This is a genomic window from Bacillus sp. GZB, from assembly GCF_001975995.1.
GTDB lineage: Bacteria > Bacillota > Bacilli > Bacillales > Bacillaceae > Bacillus > Bacillus velezensis.
The window spans coordinates 172,215-197,505 of the sequence record NZ_MTQG01000010.1; the positions used below are offsets into that span (position 1 = coordinate 172,215).

A 25,291-nucleotide genomic window follows, 5' to 3' on the forward strand; every position below is an offset into this window, starting at 1 on the left:
TTGGAGCATTTTTTATCATATTTGACTGAGGAACAGCTGACGGAATGGTTCCAAAGCTATAGAGCTTTCGGCCCGGCGGCTGCGGCTGCACTGCCTTTTATTGAAGCGTTTCTTCCGTTTTTGCCGCTCGTTGTATTTGTAGTGGCGAATACGAATGCATTTGGTTTGTGGGAAGGTTTTTTTCTGTCATGGCTCGGGTCTGCGGCAGGATCGATGCTGATGTTTTATGCCGTCCGCCGTTTCGGACAGAAAAGAGCTTTCAGTTTCATCCGCAGGCATCAGACCATAAGGCGGATGATGCTCTGGGTTGAGCGGCACGGTTTCGGTCCGCTGTTTATTTTGCTTTGCTTCCCCTTTACGCCGTCCGCTGCGGTTCATATCGTTGCCGGTCTGTCACGGGTGGGGGCGCTGCAGTTTATATCAGCAGCCGCTATGGGGAAAATGGTCATGATCTTTATGATCAGCTTTATCGGGTATGATCTTCACGCGCTCATGACACAGCCTATCAGGATGGCGGGCGCCATAACGGTGATCGGGGTGCTGTGGTATGCCGGAAAGCATATCGAACGGCGTTTACAGACGAGAATCAGTCAGCATGAGAAAGACGGAGGGAGACAGGAATCTTGAAAAAACGATTTTGGTTTATAGCCGGCGTGCTTATCGTTGTTTTGGCCATACAATTAAAGAATGCCATTTTTATTGATTATAAAGTCGAAGGAATCAGCATGAATCCGACCTTTAAACAAGGAAATGAGCTGCTGGTCAACAAGTTTTCTCATCGTTACAAAACGATCCGCCGTTTCGATATTGTCCTGTTTAAAGGCCCGCATCGCAAAGTGCTGATCAAACGAGTTATCGGGCTCCCCGGCGAGTCAATCGCATACAGGGAGGATCAGCTGTATGTGAATGGAAAACGGGTGGCGGAACCGTTTTTAAAACCGTTAAAGTCATCATTGTCCGCCGGGAGCCATGTGACCGGTGATTATACGCTGAAGGAAACGACCGGGCGCAAAAGCATACCGAAGGGACAATACTTTGTTATTGGCGACAACCGCATATACAGCCTCGACAGCCGTCATTTCGGTCCGATTAAGGATAAAGACATTGTCGGAGTCATCAGTGAATCAGACGCCAAGTGAACGGCGTCTTTTTTTTCAGAAATGATTGTAAAAAAGCAGAGGAAAGACTATAATGAAAATTGTTACGCGCGAAACAAAAAAAGAAGCGTTTATTTTTTTAGTGATTTTGTTACGTGTGTAACAAAAATATGAAAGGGGGCTGATGAGATGAAAACACAGGCTGCCATTATCGGGGGAGGTCCGGTCGGGCTTATGCTTGCATCAGAACTGGCGCTGGCCGGAGTGAAAACGACTGTCATTGAACGATTGAAGAAGACGGTGCCATATTCCAAAGCGCTTATCATGCATCCGCGCACACTTGAGCTTTTTGCCATGAGAGGCATATTGGAACGCTTTTTGGAAAAAGGGACGAAGGTGTCTTCCGGCCATTTTTCCATGCTGGATACACGGCTGGATTTTTCTCGGCTGGATACGAAGCAGAATTATTCGTTAATGCTGCCTCAGGCAGAAACGGAGCGGATTTTGGAGGAGTATGCATCAAGTCTCGGCGCAGACATCATCCGCGGGGCGGAAGCGGTGGCTGTCACCCAGACGGATGACGGAGTGGAGACGGTGTTCCGGGACGAAAGCGGGGTCCGCACTCTTCACAGCTTATATGCCGCGGGTACAGACGGAGCGGGGAGCATTGTCCGGAAACAGGCAGGCATCGCTTTTTCGGGCACTGATGCCGACTTAACAGGAGCCCTCTGTGATGCCGCTTTGAAACACCCGCCCGAATCTTCCTTTTTTTCAACGTGCCGCCTGGAGGGATCGGTTGTGATTATCCCTCTTACGGACGGACTTTTCCGCGTCCTCATCGTTTCTCCGCACGTCCCGCAAAAGCGGAAGGAAGAGCCGGTCACCGAAAATGAGCTGAAAGAAGACCTGCGGCGGATATGCGGCACTGATTTCGGATTGAGTGATCCGGTATGGATGTCGCGGTTCGGCAATGCCGAGCGTCAGGCTGAGCAGTACCGCTCCGGCCGGGTTTTTGTGGCCGGTGATGCGGCGCACATTCATTTTCCCGCAGGCGGCCAAGGGCTGAACACAGGGCTTCAGGATGCCTTCAACCTCGGCTGGAAGCTGGCGGCGCAAATGAAGGGGAAAGCGGCGCCTCACCTTCTGGACAGCTATCATCAGGAAAGGCACAGCACAGGAAAAGAAGTGTTGCACAATATCAAAACGCAGATAAAGCTCATGGATTTTACCGAGTCGGGGATGGCATTAAGAGAAACGATGACCGATTTGCTGGATGTTCAGGAGTCCAACCGTTTATTGGCGGGAAAAGTATCCGCGCTTGATCTGCATTATGAACCGGATGCGGAGCTGCCGCCGCATACCCTGAACGGAAAACGTCTGCCGGATATCGAATTGACCCTTCATGACGGGCGGCCGGCCCGGCTGTATGATTTTCTTCATAAGGGCGCCTTTGTGCTTCTGTCATTAAGAGGGAGCATTCCCGCCGGTATTGATAAGGACAGCGTGGCAGCTGTCAGGGCGGAGCTTGCTGAAACACGTGCCGATTGGAGTGACGTCCACACCGTTTTAATCCGGCCGGACGGCCACGCTGCATGGGCAGCCGGCGGCGCGGGACGTGAAGCGGAAGAAGCCGTTCTGGCCGGTTTGGAGAGATGGGGGTTCATCTGATACCCTTTTATGCGCCTGTGTGATTGTTTCTTATGTAACAAAACGTTATAGTAAAAGAAACAATCAATACGGAAGGGTGACTCAGCAGTTGGACAGAAGACAGCCAGACCATGCAAAACACATGATTCTTGAAAGGCTGACAGATATTTTTCACGAGCAGGAGAGGTGTCAGGAGGACATCAGGGCGTCGTTGGCCGGACGGATGGACGAACTCCGTGAAGAAAACGGGAAAAAATTACAGCTGACCTTGACGGAAATTCACATTTTGTCGTGTATCGGAGATCATGAACCGATCAATGTCACGTCAATAGCGGAAAAAATGAAGACGACAAAGCCGACCGTGTCGAGAAGCTGCGCGAAGTTTTTGGAAGCCGGCTTTCTGCGCAGGACCCGGCTGAGCGACAATAAAAAAGAAGTCTATTTCCGGCTGACTCCTGCCGGGAAAGAGCTGCATTCCCTTCATCATGAATATCATGAATTGATAAAAAACCGGCTCTTGGCGTTTTTAGACCGCTATACAGATGAAGAACTGTTATTTGCTGAACGGCTGTTCCGTGATCTTTCAGCAAACTGGCGGTCTGTAAATGGCGGCGGAGAGCTGTTCAAATAAAAAACACGCATCCATATGCGTGTTTTTTATTCGGATCATGTTCCTCTTTCTGCCCGGCCTCTTTCGCCGTGTGCCCGTTTCAGCTGAGAAAGGTGGTGCAGCAGCCGATAGAAGGGCGGAAGCATGGCGATGACGAGAACGATCCGGATGACCTGAACTGCGACGACGAAAGTCGAGTCTTCGTGCAGGGTGATCGAAGTCGCCGCCATCTCGGCGATCCCGCCGGGAGAAAAGGCGAGAACAGATGTAATCATGGAGATGCCCGTTAATTTAGAAACCGCAACCGCGCTCAGAATCATGGCGGCGATTAATCCGACGGAAGAAATAAATCCGACGGTCAGCACTCTCGTCACGCCGGTGAACATGCTTTTGTACATTTTTGATCCGATTGTGGCGCCGAGAAAAATTTGTGACAGCTGGTTCGCTTCCGGCGGCCACCAGGCCAGCATGTCTTTGCCCGCCAAGGCGGACACGCCGATTTCCGCAGCAGCAACGCCGATCATGCTGCCGAGCAGCCAAGGGGCCGGAAATTTCAGCCGTTTTGCGCCTTTGCTTGCAAGCCAGGCAGCCAAAATAAATCCGGCCGTTAACAAGACGGGAGTAAGGCCCGGATGTGAAGCTCCTGCCGAAACGGCTCCGGCTGATGTCTGAGCCGCACCGTTTTGTTTGGTAAATAAGAAAATGACGAGAAACGGTATTGTCATGACGACCAAAAGGACGCGCGTCAGCTGAATAAGGCTTACAATCGCGGTGTTTGCGCCGACTTCCTGGGCGATACCCGGCATGGCGGATAAACCGCCCGGCGCCGTGCCTACAAAGCTTGTCATCATGTCCGTCCGGCTGAACCGAAAGAGCACATATCCGGAAACAAGCGCCATCACGATAGAGAAAATCAGCATGAAGCCTACCGGAAGCCAATGCTCCCGTAAAACCGACAGAACGGACAGGTTCAGTTTCTGGCCGAGTTCGATGCCGAGGATCATTTGTCCCGCCGCAAGCCATCTGCGGTGAATCCCTCTTCTGTCAGGCGCCATGAACAGCCAGCGGGGCCTCGTCATGGAGAGGATGCAGCCGGCGGCCAGCGTTCCGAGCATCCAGGCGATCGACATCCCTGTAAGCGAAAGAAGAAACCCCCCTGCCGCACTGATGAGAATAAACCAGATATCCGTAAGGAGATGTTTGTCTTTCTTCAATGAAAACCCTTCTTCCTGAAACATTCATATTAAATTGTTAAGCTCGTTAACCTTACTATTACTATAGTATAGATTTTGAGATAAATAAATAATGAATTATTTCTCATAATCCATTCATTTTTCTTATCACAAACATAAAAAAAGCTCCGGAGGTGGGTGAGTGCACCCTACTCCGAAACCTCGCCCGCTTTTCCTTTCCACATAAAGGTCAATCCCAGACCGAGAAATAAAACCACACCTGCGAACAGAAACGGGAAATGAATATTCATATCAAATAAAATACCGCCCAGAGCCGGGCCGAAAATGGTGCCCAAACTCGTGTATGTTGAGTTCATACCGGCAACAAACCCTTGCTGGTTTCCTGCGATTTTCGATAGATAAGTAGTCAGTGCCGGGCGCAGTAAATCAAACGCAAGGAAAATGATGCAAGTGACAGCGAGCACCGGCAAAAATCCTGACATCACCGTAGAAACGAAAGCCAGCACAGCGCCGATGACCAGACAAAGCTGGATGACTTTTTTCTCCCCGAGGAAGTTGACAAGTCTGCCGAACGCGAGCACTTGAATGAGGACCGCCACAATGGAGCTGAACGTAATAATAATGGCGATATCCTTTGGTGTGAAGCCGAATTTATGGTTTGTAAATAAGCTGAATACCGTTTCGTACGCCGACAGTCCGAATGCCAAAACAAAAACGATGATAAAGGCGATCAAGTAGTTTGGATGAATCGACTTTTTCAAATCTTTTAAGAAGGTTGATTCTTTGACGCTTTCCAGCTGCTTTGCGCGTTCTTCTTTAGTTAACGGCTCTTTCAGCATAAAGACAGAGGAAATCACTGCGATAAATGCAATTCCCGCCGCAAAGAAAAACGGCATACGAACGCCGTGATCGGCAATAAATCCTCCTATGCCGGGCCCGATGATAAACCCTGTGCTGATGGCGGCAGATACATAGCCCATCGCCTTCGATCTTTCCTGCACCGTCGTAATATCTGCGACATACGCTGTAACAGCGGGCATGATAAAAGCGGCACTGATGCCCCCCAGCACCCTTGCGAAATATAAAATGGAGACATGTGTGCCCAATCCGAAGGTCAGTTCGGATAATGCGAATAAAAACAGTCCGGCGAGAATCATGATTTTTCTGCCGAAGCGGTCAACCCATCTCCCCGCAATGGGGGATGCAATTAATTGCGCGACGGCGAAGGCAGCGACAAGGTATCCCATTGTGCTCCCCGTCAAGTGCATCACATTCATAAACAGCGGCATAACGGGAATGATCAATCCGATGCCTAAAAACGCAATAAATATGTTGCTTAATAAGATGATGAGTACAGCCTTTTGTTCTCTGATCGGTTTTTGCATGTTGTTTCTCCTTTGTCAGCTGTCTTGATTCTGTTGATTAGCATTGATGACTCCGTGAATAAACACGGAGATGGCTTCTTTTTGCAATTCGATTCTTTGCTGAATGGTATCGTTTTTATATAACACATCTAAACCGTAGAAGACGGACAGCAGGATTTTCACTTTTGATTCGACATGATGAATGGACCAGCTGCCGTCTTGATTTCCCTCTGTTAAGATCTCTCTCATCACATCGTCGTATTCAATATCAATTTTATTGAGACGTTTTACGACCTCCTCTGACGTAAACGCACTCGCATAAAACTCTTCGCTTGCTCTCATAAGCGGGTAATTAATGCTCATCCGGCTGAGCAGCTCCGCAAAGCCCGCCAGCTTTTCGGCAGCATCTTTCAGATCAGCTTCCATTTCCCTCCACGTCTCGATCATCACGCGGTGATCCTCTTCCATGATATGAAGAAACAGAAACTCTTTTCCTTTAAAATGGTGATATAGATTGCCTTTACTGATTTCGGCCGCCTCTAAAATATCCCGAATCGATGTTTCTGAATATCCTTTTTTTGCAAATAAGTCACGCGAAGCGGATACGAGCCTGTTCTTCGTCTTTTCGCTCTTTCCGGCACCGCCTTTTGTATTTGTCACTTCACACAGATCCTTTCCGCCAAATGAGGTTCGGCTTCTTAGAAACCGACCGGTTGGTTTATTTTATTATAAAAGGTTTTTGCTGATTATACAATGAAGAAGTTATCCGTTTTTTAGAGAGTATCACGCAGCTCGAAAAGTAAACCCCATTCTCTCATGTTGAAAGAACGGGGTTTGTCTGCGGTCTGAAGACTCCCGGCGGGGGAGCGTGATCTGCCTGAACGGTTATTTTCCGGTATTTACCCCGGTGTAGCTTGTGTTCGGCGCGTTTGATACTGTTCCCCCTGTATGGTGGGAAGGAGAGTGGGCCATATCGTATAAAAACCAGACGGCATGACGCTGCTCGTCAAATGCCGTGCGGGCAAATAACTGCTTCGCTTCCGGATGCACCGCTCTATCGGATGCCTGCAAATAAAAATCATTCGTTTTCTGCTCATCATAAAACGCCGCCCTCAGTCCTTCTCTGTATGTGTGCGGACAATGCTCCGTCTGTTTCGGCGTCAATTGTTTTCCGGTAATTGACGTATACAGAGAAGAAAAAGCGTGCAGGTGGCGCACTTCTTCTTCTCTGATATGTTCGATTCGTCTTCTGATTTCTGCGGTCGGCGCTTTTTCGGCTAATATTGAGTAGCAAATCACAGCGCTGTATTCACCGTTTATGGATTTTACCAGATCCTTGATAAGCACAGAATCGTCACTGCAGATGGCTGTATAATGAAAAAAATTCTCGTGCATTGGACTCACCCCCGGATGTTTATAGGGTATTATACGGCGGCAGCCCGTGACATGTGCGGATGTCATTTTTATTCTTGATCTAGCGGCGATGTAATATGGTCGTCGTATGTGTCGACAAAAAGCCGGCCGTTGCTTCCGCGCACAGCGTATACGACGTCTTCCGGTTTGAGGTTTCTCTTGTCCAATTCTTCTCTCAGCCATTTTTCCGATACGTGGTTTTCCTCCAGGTTTTTCATCACCAGCCGGCCGTCCATAATCAGCTCAACGGCAAAGTTCTTTTCATGTCCGGCAAAGATGCCGAGATCCTGTCTTGTAACGGGCGCAAATTCCGGTTTGACCTCCACTGACATGCTGCCGTTTGTTTCAATGATGGCAGTCTGAACCTGAGAAATGTCAAATACGTCATTTACACGCAGCTGCTGGTTCAAGTAGTCGATGGTATAACGCATCGTTTTCATATTATGCTCAAGTATTTTACCGTTTTGAATGATAATGGTCGGTTTGCCTGCAAAGAAACCCCTAAGAACCCTGTTTTTCATAGAAAGATATGCGACAAGGTAAATGATTGCCACGAAAATAATGTAGGCAATGACATTATAATGAATCGGCAGCTTTGTATTAAACGACAGATTTGCCGTGATGGCGCCGAGCGAGATGGCCGCAATGAAATCAAAAAGCGTCATCTGTGAAATGGTTTGTTTACCGAGTATCCGGGCGCCGATAAACAGAATGCTGAACGACAGAGCCGTCCGTACAATTACTTCGGGATATTCTGACATCATCATTAGTCCTTTTTTCTTTATTTTGGTCAAAAACGAAATTTTTTAAAACAGTCATCCCGTTTTTACCAGCAGATGAGATTGGTCATTTTCGTCAACTTTCGATAAAATGTAGAAAGATAAAAAGAGAGGGGTCTTTTAATTTGGGTGTTGAGTTTTTAGTAGGCAGATCGGGGAGTGGGAAAACGAGGCTGATTATCGACAGCATTCAAGATGAACTGCGCCGGGAGCCGTTCGGGAAACCGATCATTTTTCTAGTCCCGGATCAAATGACGTTTTTAATGGAATATGAGCTTGCTAAAACGCCGGATATCGGCGGCATGATACGCGCTCAAGTGTTCAGTTTTTCGCGTTTGGCGTGGCGCGTGCTTCAGCATACCGGGGGCATGAACCGCCCGTTTGTGACGACGACGGGTGTGCAGATGCTTTTAAGGAAACTGATTGAAGAATATAAGCACGAGTTTAAAGTGTATCAAAAAGCGAGTGACAAAACCGGGTTCACTGAGCAGGTGGAACGGATGCTGACAGAGTTTAAGCGGTACTGTATTGAGCCTGAAGACGTCCGCCGTATGGCGGAAAGCGGAACGGCGTCAGAATATCGCGGAGAGCGGATGCTGTCTGAAAAACTTCATGATTTAGGCATTTTATATCAGCAGATGGAAAGAAGCCTCGCCGGACACTATTTGCATTCAGAGGACTATTTGACGCTGCTCGCTCAGCAGATTCCTTTGGCGGACGTTGTAAAAGGCGCCCGTGTTTACGTCGACGGATTCTATCAATTTACGCCGCAGGAATTAAGGGTGCTGGAGCAGCTGATCATGCATGCTGAACATGTCACATTCTCGCTGACGGCGGACAGTCCTTCGGCGGAACAGGCACCGGATGAGCTCGATCTGTTCAGAATGACGGGAAGCACATACTATAAGCTTTATCAGACGGCAAAGGAATTGAATGCTGATATTTCCTGCAAGGAACTGCATGGCACGAAGCGGCATCAGCATGCGCCGGAGCTTGCCTGTATAGAGTCGCAGTACGATGTGCGTCCCGCCGCGGCGTATACCGGCGGACAGGAAGCTTTTACCGTCATGCAGGCGCAAAACAGAAGAGCTGAGCTTGAAGGTATTGCCCGGGAAATTCAATCGCTTGTCCGGGACGGAGGATACCGGTACAAAGATATGGCGATTCTCATCCGTCAGCCGGAAGATTATAAAGATTTGCTGAAGGAAGTGTTTGCCGATTACGGGCTTCCTTATTTTATTGACGGAAAAGCTTCTATGCAGCATCACCCGCTTATTGAATTCATCCGTTCAAGCCTCGATGTCGTGAAGGGGAACTGGAGATATGAAGCGGTGTTCCGCTGTGCGAAAACCGAACTGTTATTCCCGCTTGATCAGCCGGAGCAGAAAATAAGAGAGCAGGTTGATCAGCTTGAAAATTACTGTATCGCCTACGGCATTAAAGGGGAGCGCTGGACGAGCGGCGAGCGGTTTGTATACAGGCGCTTCGTATCGCTCGATGAGGATTTCGCGCAGACGGATCAGGAAATAGAGATGGAACAAATGCTGAATGAGACGAGAGAGTGGATAGCCGCGCCCCTTGTCCGGCTTCAAAACCGGATGAAAAAAGCGAAAACGGTTCAAAGCATGGCGGAGGCTCTTTATCTCTTTTTGGAAGATACCGATGTTCCCCTGAAGCTGGACCGGAAAAGGCAGCGGGCCGAAGAAGCCGGAAACATGATCGAAGCGCAGCAGCACGGCCAGGCGTGGGATGCCGTTATCCAGCTTCTCGAGGAGTTTGCCGGCATGATGGGTGAAGATGAAATATCATTGGCGCTGTTCCAGCAAATGCTTGAAACGGGAACGGAATCGCTTCATTTTTCTTTAATTCCGCCTGCGCTTGACCAAGTATTTGTAGGGAATATGGATCTCTCAAGAATGTACGGCACGTCCTGCACATTCGTCATCGGAGCCAATGACGGTGTTCTTCCGGCGCGCCCAGATGAAAACGGCGTGCTGTCTGATGATGACCGGGAGTGGCTGAAAGCGGTCGGAGTGGAGTTGTCTTCCGCGGGGCGTGAGCGGCTGCTTGATGAGCATTTTCTCATCTATATGGCGCTGTCGAGTCCGTCTGACCGTCTTTATGTGTCATACCCGATTGCCGATGCGGAAGGAAAAACGCTCCTGCCGTCAATCGTTGTAAACAGGCTTGGCGAGCTGTTTCCCGATCATCAGGAAAAGCTGTCAGCGGCTGATCCCGAGCAGGTAAGCGAAGAAGAGCAGCTTCAGTATCTCGTCAATAAACAGGTGGCTCAGACATATACGGCAAGTCAGCTCAGGCTGTGGACAAGAGAGTACGAGATCAGTGACGTATGGTGGAGCGCATACAATGTGCTGATGAAAGAGCCTGATCACCAGCGGGCGAAAAAGCTGTTTTCAAGCCTGTTTTTCCGCAATGAGGCGAAGCGTCTTGAACGGCCTGTTTCGCGCCAGCTTTACGGCGAGCATATTAAAGGAAGCGTCTCACGGATGGAGGCGTTTAATGCCTGCCAGTTCTCTCATTTTGCATCTCACGGGCTTCAATTAAAAGAGCGGCAGTTTTTCAAGCTGGAAGCGCCGGATATCGGCCAGCTGTTTCACTCCAGCCTGAAGCTGATTTCAGACCGGCTTCGTGAGCAGAAGCTGGAATGGCGCGATCTGACGAAAGATCAGTGCCGGAATTTCTCCTATGAAGCGGTGGAACGGCTTGCGCCAAAGCTGCAAAAAGAGATTCTGCTCAGCTCAAACAGACACTTTTATGTGAAGGAAAAACTGCAGAAGATCGTCACGCGTGTTTCAGGCATATTAAGCGAGCATGCGAAGGCGAGCGGTTTCGTCCCGGTCGGTCTTGAACTCGGTTTCGGCGGAAGCGGGCCGCTGCCTCCGCTCACTTTCACGCTGAAAAACGGCTGTACGATGGAACTCGTCGGACGGATCGACCGCGTGGATAAAGCGGAAAGCTCAAAAGGCCTGCTGCTGAGAATCGTTGATTATAAATCAAGCGACAGAGGGCTTGATCTGGCTGAGGTGTATTACGGGCTCGCTCTGCAAATGCTCACATACCTTGACTTATCGATTACACATTCCGAAGATTGGCTCGGCATGAAAGCGACCCCGGCAGGCGTTTTGTATTTCCATATCCATGATCCGATGGTTCAGGCCAGTCTGCCGATGGGGCTTGATGAAATCGAGCAGGAAATTTTCAAGAAATTTAAGATGAAAGGCCTTCTCCTCGGTGACCGGGAGGCGATCAGCCTGATGGACACGACCTTGGAGGAAGGGCGTTCAAATATCGTCAATGCCGGTTTGAAAAAGGACGGTTCTTTAAGATCCGACTCAGCCGCGGTCAGCGAACAGGACTTTCATCTGCTGACAGACCATGTGCGGCGGACATTTGAACAGGCGGGCGAAGCGATAACGGACGGGCTTGTGTCCATTACCCCGTATAAGCTGAAAGATAAGACGCCTTGTACGTACTGTGCGTTTAAGTCGGTATGCCAGTTTGATGAGTCACTTAAGGAAAATGAATACCGCAGCCTGAAAGCGGAAAAAGACGGCACCATACTGGATTGGCTGAAAAAGGAGGCGGATGATGATGCAAATTCCTAAACCGAAAGACAGCATATGGACGGATGACCAATGGAGCGCCATCGTTTCTTCCGGCCGCGATATTTTGGTCGCTGCCGCAGCCGGATCAGGTAAAACGGCCGTGCTTGTGGAACGGATGATCAGAAAGATAACTGCGGAAGAAGATCCGGTTGATGTTGACAGGCTCCTTGTGGTGACCTTTACAAACGCCTCAGCAGCGGAGATGAAGCATCGGATCGCGGAAGCATTAGAAAAAGAGCTCGCCAAAAATCCGGGATCTCTGCATATCAGACGGCAGCTCTCTCTATTAAATCGGGCGAGCATTTCGACGCTTCACTCTTTCTGTCTGCAAGTGCTTAAAAAATATTATTATATGATTGATCTTGACCCCGGTTTTCGGATGGCTGACCAGACGGAAGGCGAATTGCTCGGAGACGAAGTGCTTGATGAGCTGTTTGAAGATGAATACGCAAAAGGGAATCAGGCGTTTTTTGAGCTTGCGGACAGGTATACGACAGACAGGCATGATCTGGATCTTCAAGACCTTGTCAAACGGGTGTACGAGTATTCCCGGTCGCATCCTGACCCGGAAGCGTGGCTGCAAAGCTTTGTCCGCCTGTATGACGTGACGGAAGAAAGCAAAATGGAAGAGCTTCCGTTTTACCAATATGTGAGAGAAGATGCTGAAATGGCGCTCTTCGGGGCAAAGCAAAAGCTTGAAAAGGCGCTTGAACTGACAAAAGCGCCCGGCGGGCCGGCCCCGCGCGCTGATAATTTTCTGGATGACCTTCAGCAGATAGAAGAGCTGATCAGCTGCCGGAATGACTTCGATGCGCTGTATGAACGGGTTCCCGCAGTCTCATTTAAGCGGGCGAAGGCGGTAAAGGGTGATGAATTTGACAAAGCGCTTTTGGACGAAGCGACCGATTTGCGAAACGGCGCGAAGAAACTGATCGAAAAGTTAAAGAATGATTACTTTACAAGAAGTCCGCAAGATCACTTAAAGAGTTTAACAGATATGAAGTCTGTCATCGAAACGCTCGTTCAGCTCGTGATATCGTACGGAAAACGATTTGAAGCGGCGAAACAAGAAAAATCAATTATTGATTTCTCAGATTTGGAACATTACTGCCTGGCGATTTTAACTGCGGTTGATGAAGAAGGCCGGCGGGTGCCGAGCGAAGCGGCCGTTTATTATCAAGACCAGTTCCATGAAGTTCTGGTTGATGAATATCAAGATACGAACCTTGTGCAGGAGTCTATCCTGCAGCTTGTTAAAAGCGGGAATGAAGAGACGGGAAATCTGTTTATGGTAGGCGACGTCAAACAATCGATCTACCGTTTCAGACTTGCTGAGCCGCTGCTGTTTCTCGGGAAATATAAAAGGTTTACAGAAAGCGGGGAAGGCGCGGGGCAGAAAATTGATCTGAACCAAAATTTCCGCAGCCGCTCCGATATTTTGGACAGTACGAATTTCTTGTTTAAGCAGCTGATGGGCGGAAAAATCGGCGAAGTGGACTACGATGAACAGGCGGCATTGAAGCTCGGCGCATCGTATCCGCCGAATGACGCGGCAAAAACGGAACTGCTGCTGATTGACAGCGCTGATGACGCAGACAGCTCCGAGGATGCTGAAGACTTTGAAACCGTGCATTGGGAAGCGAAAGCGATAGCCGGGGAGATCCGAAAGCTTGTCTCATCTCCGTTTAAGGTATATGACGGCAAAACAAAAACACACCGGAATATCCAGTACCGGGATATCGTAATTTTGCTGCGCTCCATGCCGTGGGCGCCGCAATTAATGGAAGAGCTGAAAAACCAGGGCATTCCGGTGTACGCCAATTTGACGTCGGGTTACTTTGAAGCCGTGGAGGTGGCTGCGGCGCTTTCAGTCTTGAAGGTGATTGATAATCCGTATCAGGATATTCCGCTTGCTTCCGTGCTGCGCTCGCCCATCGTCGGATGTGACGAAAATGAACTTGCGCTGATACGCCTTGAAAAGAAAAAAGCGCCGTTTTATGAAGCGCTTAAAGCATATATAGCGAACGGTGACAGGCATGATGACCTGTATCAAAAACTGAGAACCTTTTATGATAGTCTGCAAAAGTGGCGGTCATTTTCGACGAATCATTCGGTGTCAGAGCTGATTTGGGAAGTATACCGCGATACCGGATATTTTGACTATGCAGGCGGCATGCCTGGCGGAAAGCAGCGCCAGGCCAATCTGCGCGTCTTGTATGACCGGGCGCGCTCGTACGAAGCGACGGCGTTCCGCGGGTTATTCCGCTTTTTGCGGTTCATTGAACGGATGCAGGAGCGCGGCGATGATCTGGGGACGGCCCGGGCGCTCAGCGAGCAGGAGGATGTCGTTCGGCTGATGACGATCCACAGCAGCAAAGGACTTGAATTCCCCGTCGTTTTCACCGCCGGACTCGGCAGAAGTTTTAATATGATGGATCTCAACAAATCATACCTGCTTGATAAAGAGCTCGGTTTCGGCACGAAGTACATTCATCCGGAACTCAGAATCAGCTATCCGACTCTTCCGCTTGTGGCGATGAAGAAAAAGATGCGCAGAGAGCTCTTATCCGAAGAATTGCGCGTATTGTATGTGGCGCTGACCAGAGCGAAGGAAAAGCTGTTTCTCGTCGCCTCCTGCAAAAACCGGGAAAAACAGCTGGCCAAATGGCAGGCGCAAGCAGACCGGGCTGATTGGCTTCTTTCTGAATTTGACCGCTACCAGGCGTCATCTTATTTGGACTTTATCGGGCCTGCGCTCATCCGCCACCGTGACATGGAGGCGCACAGGACGCCGGGACTTTCCTCATCTGAGGATATCGCGCGCGATCCGTCGCGTTTTCACATCCGAATGCTGCAGCAAAGTGAATTGCTGGAAGAGAATCCAAAAGAACGTGCTGAAGAAAAGAGCAAACGTCTCAAAGCGATTCAGCAGGGCGAGCCGATTCCTGATTCGTTTTCATTTGATGATCAGGCGCGCCGTCTGCTTGAATGGGAATATCCGTACCGAGAGCTGACGGCTATCAGAACGAAGCAGTCAGTTTCTGAGCTGAAGAGAAAGCAAGAATACGAGGATGAATACAGCGGTCGCTCTCTCATCAAACCATCAGGAGACACGCTTTTATACAGGCGTCCCGGTTTTATGATGAAAAAAGGGCTGACAGCCGCCGAAAAAGGAACGGCGATGCATACGGTGATGCAGCACATACCGCTGACGCACGTTCCGACTGCCGAAGAAGCGGAGCGGACGGTCCGGATGCTTTACGAAAAAGAGCTGCTGACAGAAGAACAGCAGGAAGCCATTAATATAGAAGAAATTGTTCAGTTTTTCGGAACTGAAATCGGGAAAGATCTTCTCGGGGCGCTGCGGATTGATCGGGAAGTGCCGTTCAGTATGGCGCTTCCGGCCGGTGAGGTGTACAAGGATGCCGAAACGGCCGGTGAACCGCTGCTCGTGCAAGGGATTATTGACTGCCTCTACGAAACTGCGGACGGTCTCTATTTGCTGGACTATAAAACAGATCGGATAGAGGGGAAATTCCGGAACGGATTTGAAGGCGCGGCTCCGATTCTGCAAAAAAGGTATGAAACACAAATCGAATTGTATACAAAAGCGGTTGAACAAATTACAAAAACGAAAGTGAAAGGGCGTGCGCTCTATTTCTTCGATGGAGGTCACGTTCTTACACTGTAACAAGATCCGAAGCTCCTTTTTGGAGCGGATCTTTTTTTTCTATCAAAAAGTGAGGTGAATGCGGTATGCGCATTTTACATACAGCTGACTGGCACCTCGGCAAAACGCTGGAAGGCAGAAGCCGGCTGAGCGAGCAGGCCGAGGTATTGGAAGAGCTGAATACCATTGTCAAAGAAGAAAACATTGATGCGGTCATTATGGCAGGAGATGTATTTGATACGGTCAATCCGCCTGCGCTCGCTGAACAATTGTATTACGAAAGTCTTTCCGCGCTTTCTGACGGCGGAAAGCGCCCGGTTGTCGTCATTGCCGGAAACCATGACAATCCCGACAGGCTGGCGGCGGCTTCTCCGTTAACAAATGAGCGCGGTATTCATTTAATCGGCTATCCGCGGACAGAACCCGTGCATATTGAGGTGCCGTCGGCGGACGAGCTGTTAGCCGTAGCCGCGCTGGCATATCCGTCAGAGGCGAGATTAAACGAAGTGCTTTCTGATACGTTTGAGGAAAAGCTTCTTCGCGATCATTACGATGTCAAAATCAGAGAGGCGTTTACTCACATGTGCGGACTGTGCCGGGACGATGCCGTGAAAATCGCGGCGAGCCACATTTATGTCGCGGGGGGAAATCAGACCGATTCAGAGCGTCCGATTGAAGTCGGGGGCGCTTACACGGTCGCCGCTGACAGCCTGCCGGCTGATGCGGCTTACGTGGCTCTCGGCCATCTCCACCGTCCGCAAACGATCAAGCGCGCCAAGACGGCTGCCCGTTATTCAGGCTCTCCGCTCGCATACAGCTTTTCAGAAGCCGGTTATGCCAAATCGGTGACGGTGGTAGAAGCGAAGCCCGGCGGAGAAGCGAAGTGGGAAGAGATTTTCCTGTCTTCCGGTAAACCGCTCGTCAAATGGAAAGCGCAGGGGCTGAGCGAAGTTCACGGCTGGCTCGATGAAGGGCGTGACCGGAATGCCTGGATCGATCTTGATATCCATTTGACGGATCAGCTTTCTCTCGAGGAAATTCATCGGCTGAGAAAGGCGCATCCCGGCTTTATCCATATCAGGCCGGTTTTTGAAGAAAAAGAGACCGAAAATGACCGGATTGAAGTGAAACACACATCAATTGAGGATCGATTTAAGAAGTTTTATGAAAAACAAACGGGCGGCGGCGTGCCGGATGAGGAGATGATCAAGCTGTTTTTAGAGCTTGCGTCAGCAGATGATGAGGAGGATGCGACATGAAGCCGATTCTGTTAACGATAAAAGGGCTCCACAGTTTCAGGGAGGAACAGACCATTGATTTTGCCGGACTGTCAGGAGCCGGGGTGTTCGGGATTTTCGGACCGACCGGAAGCGGAAAATCGTCGATCCTTGACGCCATGACACTCGCTTTATACGGAAAAGTGGAGCGCGCCGCAAATAATACGCACGGCATCCTGAATCATGCCGAAGATCAGCTCGCCGTCTCATTTACATTCGCGCTTCAATCCGGCCACCGGGTTTCCTACAAGGTCGAGCGCGTTTTTAAGAGAACGGATGAAACGAAAGTAAAAACCGCCCTCTGCCGCCTGATTGAAATCAAAGACGAACAAACGGTGCTGGCCGATAAAGCGAATGAAGTGAACAAAAAGGTAGAGGAGCTTCTTGGCCTGACCATTGACGACTTTACAAGAGCCGTCGTGCTGCCGCAAGGAAAGTTTGCCGAGTTTCTGTCGCTTAAAGGCGCGGAAAGAAGACATATGCTCCAGCGCCTGTTTAATCTGGAACAGTACGGGGACAGGCTTGTCAAAAAATTGCGGCGGCGGGCGCAGGAAGCGGCAGCGAAAAAAAATGAAATGCTGGCCGAACAATCCGGCCTCGGAGACGCAGGAGAAGATGCGCTGAAGCAGGCTGAACAGCAGTTTCACGAAGCGAACGAACGGCTTGAAGCAGCTGAGAAGAAACGGGTCCGGGCAAAAGAGCGTTTTGAGAATCACCAGGAAATTTGGAACCTGCAGACAGAAAGAGATGAATATGAGCGCCGGGAGAAAAAGCTTGAGGAAAGACGCCCGTACATCACGGATTTGACTGAGCGTCTTAAAGAGGCGGAAACAGCTCTCGCCCTTGAGCCGTACGCAGACCGCTACACAGAAGCCGTCCGCCGGAAGCAGCGCACCGAACAGGAACACGAACTGGCCAAACGGAAATCAGAGGCGGAAACCGTTTCATTTACCCGGCAAAATGAAGCCTATGAAGCATGGCGGGCCCATAAGGCCGAACAGGAGCCGAAGCTTGTCAAGGAAGAAGAGCTGTATCAAAGACTTTCAGCCATTGAACAAAAACTGCTTGAAGCGAAAAAAGAAGCGGAAAAAACAAATGCGGAACACAGCAAAAAAGAGGAAGAATACGAAGCCGCCTCGAAACAGCTGGCCGCAGTGAAAGACCGCCTGACCCGCGGCCAAAACAGGCAGAATGAGCTGAAAGAAGAGCTGAAAGCAGTTCAAGTCACCGCCGATGAACGGAAAAAATGCCAGACCGCAGCACAGCTGGCGGCGGGCTTTCAGCAGACACAGGAACAAATCACGAAAGAACGGGCCAATCTGACAACGCAGCTGAAAAACATGGAGAAGCTGAACGGAGAAAGCGAGTCGCTCACAGCGAAAGCGAAAACGGAAGAGGAAGACATTACGCGCGCTTATCAAACGCTTCAAACCGTTTACCATATGGTCTGTGAAACGGAACGTTCACTGAAAGCCGCAGCCGAACGGGCTGACAAAACGCAAGCCGATCTCCGCAGGCGCTCAGAGGAAGCGAGAACGGCTGCATTAACAAAAGAATTATCGGAAAAACTAATCGAAGGAAAGCCTTGTCCTGTATGCGGCTCAACGCAGCATGACCGCCCGCGATCCGCTCATGAAACATTCTCGCCTGATACAGCTGTACAGGAACAGTTGCAGCAGGTTGAAGCGCTGCTTTCTGAGGCGGCGGCTCTTTCTCAGGAAGTGCTGACAGCCAAGGTTGCATTAGAAGAACAGTCGGGGCGTTTTACCGAAGAATGTCCATTTCTGCAAAGCGCCCGGGTTCCGGAGCTGGAAGCCGCTTCTTCCATCAGCGGACGCCCGCTTGATGAAACGTTCAGCGCCGTCCGCTTGGAATGGAAACAAATGAAACAGGATATGCTGTCGGTAAAAGAGAAGGTCACAAGACTGATCAGCGCGCATCAGCAGACGGTGAGACAAGCTGAGCAGCTTGCCGAACGAATCCGCTACGAGGAAAAAGAAGCCGACCGTCTCAGACATTCATTAGAAGAGCTTGAATCGCTGTCAGAAAGCCGATTGAATCAGTACAACGAAGTCTGCGGTGATATTCCGCCAAACCGGATTGACGCCTGGCAGGCTTCGATAGATGAGAAGGACAGGCAGGCAGAAGAATGTGAGAAGCGCATTGAAACAAGCATCGCATTCCTCAAGGAACATGAAGAGGAGAAAGAACGCCTGCAGGAGATGAAGCATCGGCTTGAACGGGAACGGCTCGAGCTTCACTATGCGTCTGAGCGCCTGCAGCAGGTGATTGACGGATATGAACAAGAGCTCGGAACAGCAGCTGAAGAAACATCAATTTCCGCAAAGCTTGAAGCGGTGCGGCAGGAATTACAGCTGTTAAAATCGAAAGAACAGTCCTTATTCGACTCGCTGAAGCAGGCGCAGCAATCACTGAATGACGCAAAAGGCCGGGAATCCGGCAGTCTCATGTCACTCAGGGATGCTGAGACTTCCCTTGAGAAAGCGCAAAACGACTGGCGCGTGAGGTCAAAAGACACCGGGTTTGCCGACCCGGACCAAGTCAAAAAAAGTCTGCTTCCGCAAGGGCGTGCAGAGGAAATGAAAAAAGAAATTGATGAGTTCCTGGACACCTCAAAACAGCTATCGGCAAATATCAGCCGTGTTACTGATAAATTAGCCGAGCGCCGGATATCGGAGGAAGAATGGACAGCATCCGTTTCTCTGCTGAAGCAGGCAGAGGCTGAGTCAGGCGCCGCCATGGAGGAAAAAGGAGCACAGGCAAAAGCCTTCGCGGTTATGCAAAAACAGCATAAGCGCTTTAAAGAGATTGAAGCCGAACTGAAAAGCTGGCAGACACAGATTGACAGGCTTGATAAGCTCCAGTCTGTATGTAAAGGCAATACATTCGTCGAATTTTTAGCGGAAGAACAGCTGGAAAGCGTGGCTCGGGACGCCTCTGCCCGTCTCGGAGCGCTGACAAGGCAGCGGTATGCCATATTAGTCGATTCAGAAGGCGGTTTCGTCATGCGTGATGACGCGAACGGAGGCGTCAAACGGCCCGTATCAAGCCTTTCCGGCGGGGAGACGTTTCTGACATCGCTGTCGCTTGCGCTTGCCTTGTCCGCCCAGATTCAGCTGCGGGGGCAATACCCGCTGCAATTCTTTTTCTTAGATGAAGGATTCGGGACTCTTGACCAAGGGCTCTTAGACACCGTTGTCACAGCGCTCGAAAAGCTGCAATCGGACAACTTATCCGTCGGAGTGATCAGCCATGTGCAGGAGCTGAGAGCGCGTCTGCCGAAAAAATTAATCGTTCATCCGTCCGAACCGGGCGGGAAAGGCACCCGGGTCACATTGGAGATCATGTAGAAAGGAGAAGGAATTATGACCGGTTCTGCCGAGGGCACATGTGAATTATGCGGCCGCCATCATGTGCGGCTGACGGAGCACCACTTAACGCCTAAGGAAGAAGGCGGGACATTCCTTCCGACCGCAATGCTCTGCATCCCTTGTCATAAACAGGTTCACGCGCTCTATACGAATCAGGAGCTTGCGGCAAGGCTCGCGGGAATAGAAGAGCTGCGGCGTGACCCGAAACTCGCGCGGTTTGTGAAATGGATCAGAAAACAGCCGCCGGAAAAGCTTGTAAAAACAAAAAAAGCAAATGAACGAACATAACGCTGAACCAAAAGCAGCCCTCTTCTGAAAGAGCGGCTGCTTTTTAGGCGTTTCCTACCACATTTTGATCGCTGACATCGGGGTCTATATAGTTTGTCGCATTGACAACGTTGTTTAATAACAGGAAATCTCCGGTATTGCCTGCTCCCGAACCGAGCGCAGATTTAGAAGAGCTTTTTGGAGAAAGGTAAAAGGAATCACCAAAGTTTACGACTCCGCCCGATATGGAATTGATAGCTATAGGTCCGGTAATTGCTGGCATAAACGACACCCTTTATAGAAGTCTCACCGTCATTATATGTCAGGGCTGCTGTGATTGTGAGCTTGACGTGACAATCTGCCTAATATGTTTCAGCCGCGAATCTCCCAGAACGATCGACGTCGATCCGATTTGAACCACGGACGCTGACGATACCCCTTGAACTTTCACATTCCTTACCCGAATTGAAGGGTTTTCATGGCAGAATGCGCTTTGGACTCCCGTTTCCGGTAACGGCATGACGGCCGGCTGCCGAAAGATCTGGTATTCTTTTTTGTTAAATGAGCCTTCATCGTCTCTGTATAAGGCAATAGTACGCTGATCGGCCAATACTTTGACCCGCATATTGATTTCATTCGTATCGCCTGCTTGAAAGACACTCGCAATCCCGACTGAATTGATTTTGGCGTTCCGGAGGCGTGAAATGCGCTTTAACATTATTCCGGCGCCAGCGGCACATAAGGCCCGATAATAAGAGATTCAGGAGGCGTGTCAAAGATGGAAGACAGATAGACGGAATCGGTGTCGCCGATTAATAATAAGGAAGAACTGGACACACCGGTAGACCGGATGTCGCCGACTTCAATATTCCGGTTAATCACTGTAAAAATCATGACGGATCATCACCTTTCATTTCACCAGGTATGTGCTTAATAAAGTGCTCAACGGCCCTGACAATATCACGCTTCACATGTTCGGCAATCTGCTCGGCATATTGCGCGGGCGCCGTGTTTTCTTCTTTCGGGACATGGGACAGATAATACTGAATCCGGCTGTCCATCTGCTTTCTGATATCTTCAATAATATGATATTTGTTCGTTTCGTCCAGCCTGCTCTCATACTGAGTTTCGAGCTGCTCTAAAAGCGCGGGGATTTCTTCATTCAGGTACATATCGACGTTTTGGCGGATTTGCTGCATTTGCTGGCCCGCCTGTTCCTGCTGCATCATTCCGACCTGCGGAGATGTCTGGCCGACTTCGAAGTTTTGCACGGCATTCGGATCAGTCGGATTCAATCCGATATTCAGCGTTCCTTCCAGCCGTTCAATTTTCAGCTGATCAAATTTATACTCGAGCCGATCGATTCTTGTAGAAGGCTGCTGTTTCAGCGTTGAAATTTCATTTTGGAATTCTTTCAGCTGCCGTTCGAGCTCCTGAATCTGCTGCGCCTGCTGCTGGACGAAAGAATTTAAATTCTGCAGGTAGGATGAAACGGATTGATCATACATGACATTCACCTCGCGTCTCGTTTCCTTCATTAAAACTACCGGCTTGGCGGCTGGAGCGGTACAAATGATGAGGTGCCGGGACCTCCCCCTGTTGTTACAGTCTGCTGCCCCGCGGTGACAGGCGGCGCCGGCTCAACATAACTCCCTGTGTTGTACAGATTGGAAAGAGATTTAATTGAACCGGCGCTTCCGATTTGCAGTATGGAGGAATTGCTGACAGATTCTACACGCATGTAATTGATATGGATCGACTGATTGACGTAAAAATTCATACGGCGCCTCCTTTATGCGTTTCCTGCCATCGGCTGATCGATTACATCATTATCGTACACATTCGTTGAATTCCTGTAATTCGTCAGTGTGAGATTGTCTCCGGTATTGAAGCTGCCCGCTCCGGCAAATGTCTTAACCTCTGCTTTTGGAGAAATGGTGATGCAGTCGCCTATATGAACGACTCCGCTCGTACCGACGGCATTAATTTTAAACGCTCCGACAATTGCGGGCATACGAGCACATCCTTTTCGTGAAGATTTTCATGACTGCACTCCAGGAGCTTATCTGGGCTGCCTGCCTAAAATAGCTTATGACAAATGCACATTTTTGTGAGCGGAAAAAACTTTAGACGTAAAAACACCGGCGCTTTACGCATGCCGGGTCTTATACATAAATGATACAGATTTATATACATATCACGTTTATGAGAAAACCTCTTTTTTTCCTGCGGTGCGGCCGCGCTCAATTTGTGCGGCCGGGTTCAGCCCGCTGTCTTTCGTTTGTTGGATGAGCCCGCCCCGGCACCCGTTTAAAAGGCTGTCCAGCTCCTGGCTGCACCTGATGGTCTCCGTCGCATTGATTCCGAATTTTTGCGCTGTCTCGAATAAAGTTAATCTTTTTTCTTCAATTTTGTTCATCGTGTGATCTCCAATTCTCGATTATTTTGGAAAACATAGGATGATAATAGTATAACCCATTTTGTGCACGAAGGTTTTATTTCGTCAATATGACTAAAAAAGTGACAATTTTTGATACTCTTTTACACTTATTTTCAGCCTGTTTAAAAGAGGAATTTCCCGCCTGGAGGAAGAATACATAAAGGAATGCCAGATTTAAAAATGATGGGGGATTAACATGAAATTTGCGACAGGGGAACTGAACAGCCGAACATTTGTCGGTCTGATCATTGATGATGACAAAATCTTAGATCTGCAAAAGGCTGAAAAAAAATTGTTTGAACTTGAGACGATTCCGGGTTCGCTGATCGAGTGCATTCAAAAAGGAGATAAGTTTGTTGCGCATGCCGGACAGCTTGCGGAATGGGCGAAAAAACCGAATGACGAGTCGGGTTCATTTATGTATGCGCTGTCAGACGTAAAGCTTTGCGCGCCTATTCCGAGACCTTCAAAGAACGTGATCTGCATCGGGAAAAATTATCGTGATCATGCCGTTGAAATGGGGAGTGAGGCGGATATACCGGAGCATCCCATGGTTTTTACGAAAGCCCCGGCTGCCGTTACAGGACACGGAGAAACAGTGAACAGCCACTTGGACGTAACGGAGCAGCTTGATTATGAAGGGGAGCTTGCGGTAATCATATCAAAAAGCGGATCGCACATCTCCAAAGAACATGCGCTTGATCATATATTCGGCTATACAATTGTAAATGATATAACAGCGCGCGATCTGCAGAAAAAACATAAACAGTTTTTTATCGGCAAAAGCCTCGATACGACATGCCCGATGGGCCCGGTCATTGTACATAAGTCGGCCGTCAGTGATCCGCAAAGCCTGAAAGTTGAAACGCGGGTGAACGGAGAACTGCGCCAATCAGGATCAACGGGTGACATGATTTTTCCGATAGCTGAATTAATCGAGACGCTGTCAAAAGGGATGACGCTTGAAGCCGGTGACATTATAGCGACGGGAACGCCGTCCGGTGTCGGAAAAGGGTTTAAGCCGCCGAAATTTTTAAAGCCGGGGGACCGCATTGACATTACAATTGAACCGATCGGCACGCTGTCGAACCAAATCGGATAATTGTGTGTCTTTCGCACGATTGATAATGCTCCGAGCGGCTTGTTGTGGTACCATAAGTGAGGCAGATTGATCTGATAGGGGGAATTGAACATAATGACACATTGGCATATTACTTCATGGGTCGTTGCGCTTATCCTGGTGTTTGTCAGCTATGGGCTGTACGGTTCCGGAAAAGCGAAGGGCGCAAAAATTACGCATATGATTCTGCGCTTATTCTACATTATTATTATTCTGACCGGAGCTGAGCTTTTCGTCCGTTTTGCGAATTGGAACGGAGAGTACGCCGGAAAAATGCTGCTCGGCATCATTACCATCGGACTGATGGAAATGCTCGTCATCCGCAAGAAAAAAGGCAAATCAACCGGCGGACTGTGGATCGGTTTTATTATCGTGCTCGTCCTGACGGTGCTGCTCGGCCTTCACTTGCCGATCGGTTTTCACGTATTTTAATCAATCGCTTGAAAAACCCGGATGCATCCGGGTTTTTTTAGTTGCGCATACATTTTGCGCAACTGTGCCGCTGAATGAGAAATACCGTGACAGGGGGATGTTGATGAGGCGAAGGAGATGTGCAGGATGCCAAAAGCGCCAATCACTCTTGTTACCGCAAAAGCTACGGCTGTGAAGGGTAAAAGCAAACGCCGGCCGTCAATCAGCGTGAAAAACAAAGCTAAATACATCAGGCGGCACCTATTTAAAAGGTGCCGCCTGTTCGTTACGCGGTTCCGTCTCGTCTTGCCGCTGAATACATAATGGAGCGCCGCCCGTCAGATGCCGTCCATTCAAATCTGTCGTGTTTACCCGAGCTGCCGCGGTGATGCTGCAGGGCGCATTGTGCGTCATCCGCCGAGAAGTGATAAAACGAAACGCCTTCACCGGAAAACAGCGCCTGATTGTAGGAAAATACGCAATCATATACAGACAGGCCGAACCCGTGAAGATGGCTGAGAAACAGCAGAAACGTTTCATCGTCCAGCGAATCGAGCAAGGTTAACAGCGGCCGTTTGACCGCCTTTTCATAACGGATTTCTTCCCCGCCGAGCAGGGGGATGGTGTCTGCGCCGATTTCGGCCGCACCGCCGCAAATCCGTGCCGGCTGCCATCTGCCGCCGCGTTTCATCAATACGTCTGCGTTTCCTAGACTGTCTGCAAGCAGGATATCGCCTTCATCGTTTTCGACGAGGCAGATGCCGTCCTCTATCATCAGGGTGCCGCGCCCCCATTTGTTTTTTTGTGAGAAAAGCTGTTTTCGTTTCATAACCGTGCCGGTCTCCTTTGTTTGTTTCTTCTCTTCCGTTCTTTCCAAATCGGGCTTGTCTCATACAACTCTTAGTGGGACAAATCAACTATCTGCGTTTCTTTGCATAAACTGGGTAAAGTGCTGATAGAAACGAATTTGATACCGACAGAAACG

25 protein-coding genes are annotated in these 25,291 nt (G+C 49.6%); 11 read left to right on the top strand and 14 right to left on the bottom strand.

Going from position 1 to position 25,291, the window contains the following annotated elements; translation table 11 throughout:
* From BXO87_RS01090 to BXO87_RS01105, 4 genes are all read left to right on the top strand, one after another.
* Positions 1-627, top strand: a complete 627-nt coding sequence (locus BXO87_RS01090) for a TVP38/TMEM64 family protein (protein ID WP_038457539.1) — start codon at positions 1-3, stop codon at positions 625-627.
* Positions 624-1,139, top strand: a complete 516-nt coding sequence (gene lepB / locus BXO87_RS01095) for a signal peptidase I (protein WP_007610493.1) — start codon at positions 624-626, stop codon at positions 1,137-1,139. The genes BXO87_RS01090 and lepB overlap by 4 nt, the downstream gene beginning before the upstream one ends.
* A 147-nt stretch (positions 1,140-1,286) precedes the next feature.
* Positions 1,287-2,765, top strand: coding sequence for a monooxygenase (locus BXO87_RS01100; protein WP_038457541.1), 1,479 nt, complete (start codon positions 1,287-1,289; stop codon positions 2,763-2,765).
* An 88-nt stretch (positions 2,766-2,853) separates the two neighbouring features.
* Positions 2,854-3,375: a MarR family transcriptional regulator gene (locus BXO87_RS01105; RefSeq protein WP_007610496.1), complete on the top strand. Its 522-nt coding sequence runs from the start codon at positions 2,854-2,856 to the stop codon at positions 3,373-3,375.
* 35 nt (positions 3,376-3,410) lie between these two features.
* Here the strand turns inward: BXO87_RS01105 and BXO87_RS01110 are convergent, their stop codons facing one another.
* The 5 genes from BXO87_RS01110 to BXO87_RS01130 form a co-directional block, all read right to left on the bottom strand.
* A complete protein-coding gene (locus BXO87_RS01110; RefSeq protein WP_025284526.1) occupies positions 3,411-4,568 on the bottom strand; it encodes an AbrB family transcriptional regulator in 1,158 nt (385 codons plus the stop codon).
* A gap of 167 nt (positions 4,569-4,735) precedes the next feature.
* On the bottom strand, positions 4,736-5,932 hold the full coding sequence (locus BXO87_RS01115; RefSeq protein ID WP_038457542.1) for an MFS transporter: 1,197 nt from the start codon (positions 5,930-5,932) through the stop codon (positions 4,736-4,738).
* 15 nt (positions 5,933-5,947) lie between these two features.
* Positions 5,948-6,571 (bottom strand): TetR/AcrR family transcriptional regulator, encoded by a 624-nt coding sequence (locus BXO87_RS01120; protein WP_038457544.1) that lies wholly within the window; start codon positions 6,569-6,571, stop codon positions 5,948-5,950.
* Between the two features lie 225 nt (positions 6,572-6,796).
* Positions 6,797-7,306 (bottom strand): ferritin-like domain-containing protein, encoded by a 510-nt coding sequence (locus BXO87_RS01125; protein ID WP_038457545.1) that lies wholly within the window; start codon positions 7,304-7,306, stop codon positions 6,797-6,799.
* A gap of 68 nt (positions 7,307-7,374) precedes the next feature.
* Positions 7,375-8,088, bottom strand: a complete 714-nt coding sequence (locus BXO87_RS01130; RefSeq protein ID WP_079891809.1) for a DUF421 domain-containing protein — start codon at positions 8,086-8,088, stop codon at positions 7,375-7,377.
* A 140-nt stretch (positions 8,089-8,228) separates the two neighbouring features.
* On the opposite strand from BXO87_RS01130, the gene addB reads away from it, so the two are divergent.
* From addB to BXO87_RS01155, 5 genes are all read left to right on the top strand, one after another.
* Positions 8,229-11,729: a helicase-exonuclease AddAB subunit AddB gene (gene addB, locus BXO87_RS01135; protein WP_038457546.1), complete on the top strand. Its 3,501-nt coding sequence runs from the start codon at positions 8,229-8,231 to the stop codon at positions 11,727-11,729.
* Positions 11,716-15,420 (top strand): helicase-exonuclease AddAB subunit AddA, encoded by a 3,705-nt coding sequence (addA, locus tag BXO87_RS01140; protein WP_038460685.1) that lies wholly within the window; start codon positions 11,716-11,718, stop codon positions 15,418-15,420. Before addB ends, addA begins: the two co-directional genes overlap by 14 nt.
* Before the next feature lie 65 nt (positions 15,421-15,485).
* Complete coding sequence (gene sbcD / locus BXO87_RS01145; RefSeq protein ID WP_038457547.1) at positions 15,486-16,658, top strand: exonuclease subunit SbcD; 1,173 nt, start codon at positions 15,486-15,488, stop codon at positions 16,656-16,658.
* A complete protein-coding gene (gene sbcC / locus BXO87_RS01150; RefSeq protein WP_038457548.1) occupies positions 16,655-20,047 on the top strand; it encodes an exonuclease subunit SbcC in 3,393 nt (1,130 codons plus the stop codon). Before sbcD ends, sbcC begins: the two co-directional genes overlap by 4 nt.
* A 15-nt stretch (positions 20,048-20,062) precedes the next feature.
* The gene (locus BXO87_RS01155) at positions 20,063-20,356 is read left to right on the top strand and encodes a hypothetical protein (RefSeq protein WP_038457549.1); all 294 of its coding nucleotides are present in this window, start codon (positions 20,063-20,065) and stop codon (positions 20,354-20,356) included.
* Between the two features lie 43 nt (positions 20,357-20,399).
* Here BXO87_RS01155 and BXO87_RS01160 read toward each other — a convergent pair whose 3' ends face one another.
* The 7 genes from BXO87_RS01160 to BXO87_RS01190 all read right to left on the bottom strand — a co-directional run bounded on the left by BXO87_RS01160 (position 20,400) and on the right by BXO87_RS01190 (position 22,754).
* Positions 20,400-20,618 (bottom strand): spore germination protein, encoded by a 219-nt coding sequence (locus BXO87_RS01160; protein WP_003155143.1) that lies wholly within the window; start codon positions 20,616-20,618, stop codon positions 20,400-20,402.
* Positions 20,619-20,657: 39 nt separating this feature from the next.
* Positions 20,658-21,053 (bottom strand): spore germination protein GerPE, encoded by a 396-nt coding sequence (locus tag BXO87_RS01165; RefSeq protein WP_038457551.1) that lies wholly within the window; start codon positions 21,051-21,053, stop codon positions 20,658-20,660.
* Complete coding sequence (locus tag BXO87_RS01170; protein WP_003155141.1) at positions 21,053-21,229, bottom strand: hypothetical protein; 177 nt, start codon at positions 21,227-21,229, stop codon at positions 21,053-21,055. Before BXO87_RS01170 ends, BXO87_RS01165 begins: the two co-directional genes overlap by 1 nt.
* A complete protein-coding gene (gene gerPC / locus BXO87_RS01175) occupies positions 21,226-21,843 on the bottom strand; it encodes a spore germination protein GerPC (RefSeq protein WP_003155139.1) in 618 nt (205 codons plus the stop codon). The genes BXO87_RS01170 and gerPC overlap by 4 nt, the downstream gene beginning before the upstream one ends.
* A 35-nt stretch (positions 21,844-21,878) precedes the next feature.
* Positions 21,879-22,115: a spore germination protein GerPB gene (locus tag BXO87_RS01180; protein WP_007409164.1), complete on the bottom strand. Its 237-nt coding sequence runs from the start codon at positions 22,113-22,115 to the stop codon at positions 21,879-21,881.
* Positions 22,116-22,127: 12 nt separating this feature from the next.
* Positions 22,128-22,349 carry a spore germination protein gene (locus BXO87_RS01185; RefSeq protein ID WP_003155135.1) on the bottom strand — a complete coding sequence of 74 codons (222 nt, stop codon included), beginning with the start codon at positions 22,347-22,349 and terminating at the stop codon, positions 22,128-22,130.
* A 189-nt stretch (positions 22,350-22,538) separates the two neighbouring features.
* A complete protein-coding gene (locus BXO87_RS01190; protein WP_038457554.1) occupies positions 22,539-22,754 on the bottom strand; it encodes an aspartyl-phosphate phosphatase Spo0E family protein in 216 nt (71 codons plus the stop codon).
* A gap of 217 nt (positions 22,755-22,971) precedes the next feature.
* Here BXO87_RS01190 and BXO87_RS01195 point away from each other — a divergent pair, with 217 nt between their 5' ends.
* Together BXO87_RS01195 and BXO87_RS01200 are read left to right on the top strand one after the other, a co-directional pair.
* The gene (locus BXO87_RS01195) at positions 22,972-23,877 is read left to right on the top strand and encodes a fumarylacetoacetate hydrolase family protein (protein WP_007409162.1); all 906 of its coding nucleotides are present in this window, start codon (positions 22,972-22,974) and stop codon (positions 23,875-23,877) included.
* 93 nt (positions 23,878-23,970) lie between these two features.
* Positions 23,971-24,327 carry a YisL family protein gene (locus tag BXO87_RS01200; RefSeq protein WP_007409161.1) on the top strand — a complete coding sequence of 119 codons (357 nt, stop codon included), beginning with the start codon at positions 23,971-23,973 and terminating at the stop codon, positions 24,325-24,327.
* Here BXO87_RS01200 and BXO87_RS01205 read toward each other — a convergent pair.
* Both BXO87_RS01205 and BXO87_RS01210 read right to left on the bottom strand, forming a co-directional pair.
* Positions 24,324-24,557 (bottom strand): hypothetical protein, encoded by a 234-nt coding sequence (locus BXO87_RS01205; RefSeq protein ID WP_228842187.1) that lies wholly within the window; start codon positions 24,555-24,557, stop codon positions 24,324-24,326. The two genes, BXO87_RS01200 and BXO87_RS01205, sit on opposite strands and share 4 nt — an antisense overlap.
* Before the next feature lie 35 nt (positions 24,558-24,592).
* The gene (locus tag BXO87_RS01210; protein WP_038460687.1) at positions 24,593-25,135 is read right to left on the bottom strand and encodes a DUF2777 family protein; all 543 of its coding nucleotides are present in this window, start codon (positions 25,133-25,135) and stop codon (positions 24,593-24,595) included.
* Positions 25,136-25,291 lie beyond the last annotated feature (156 nt).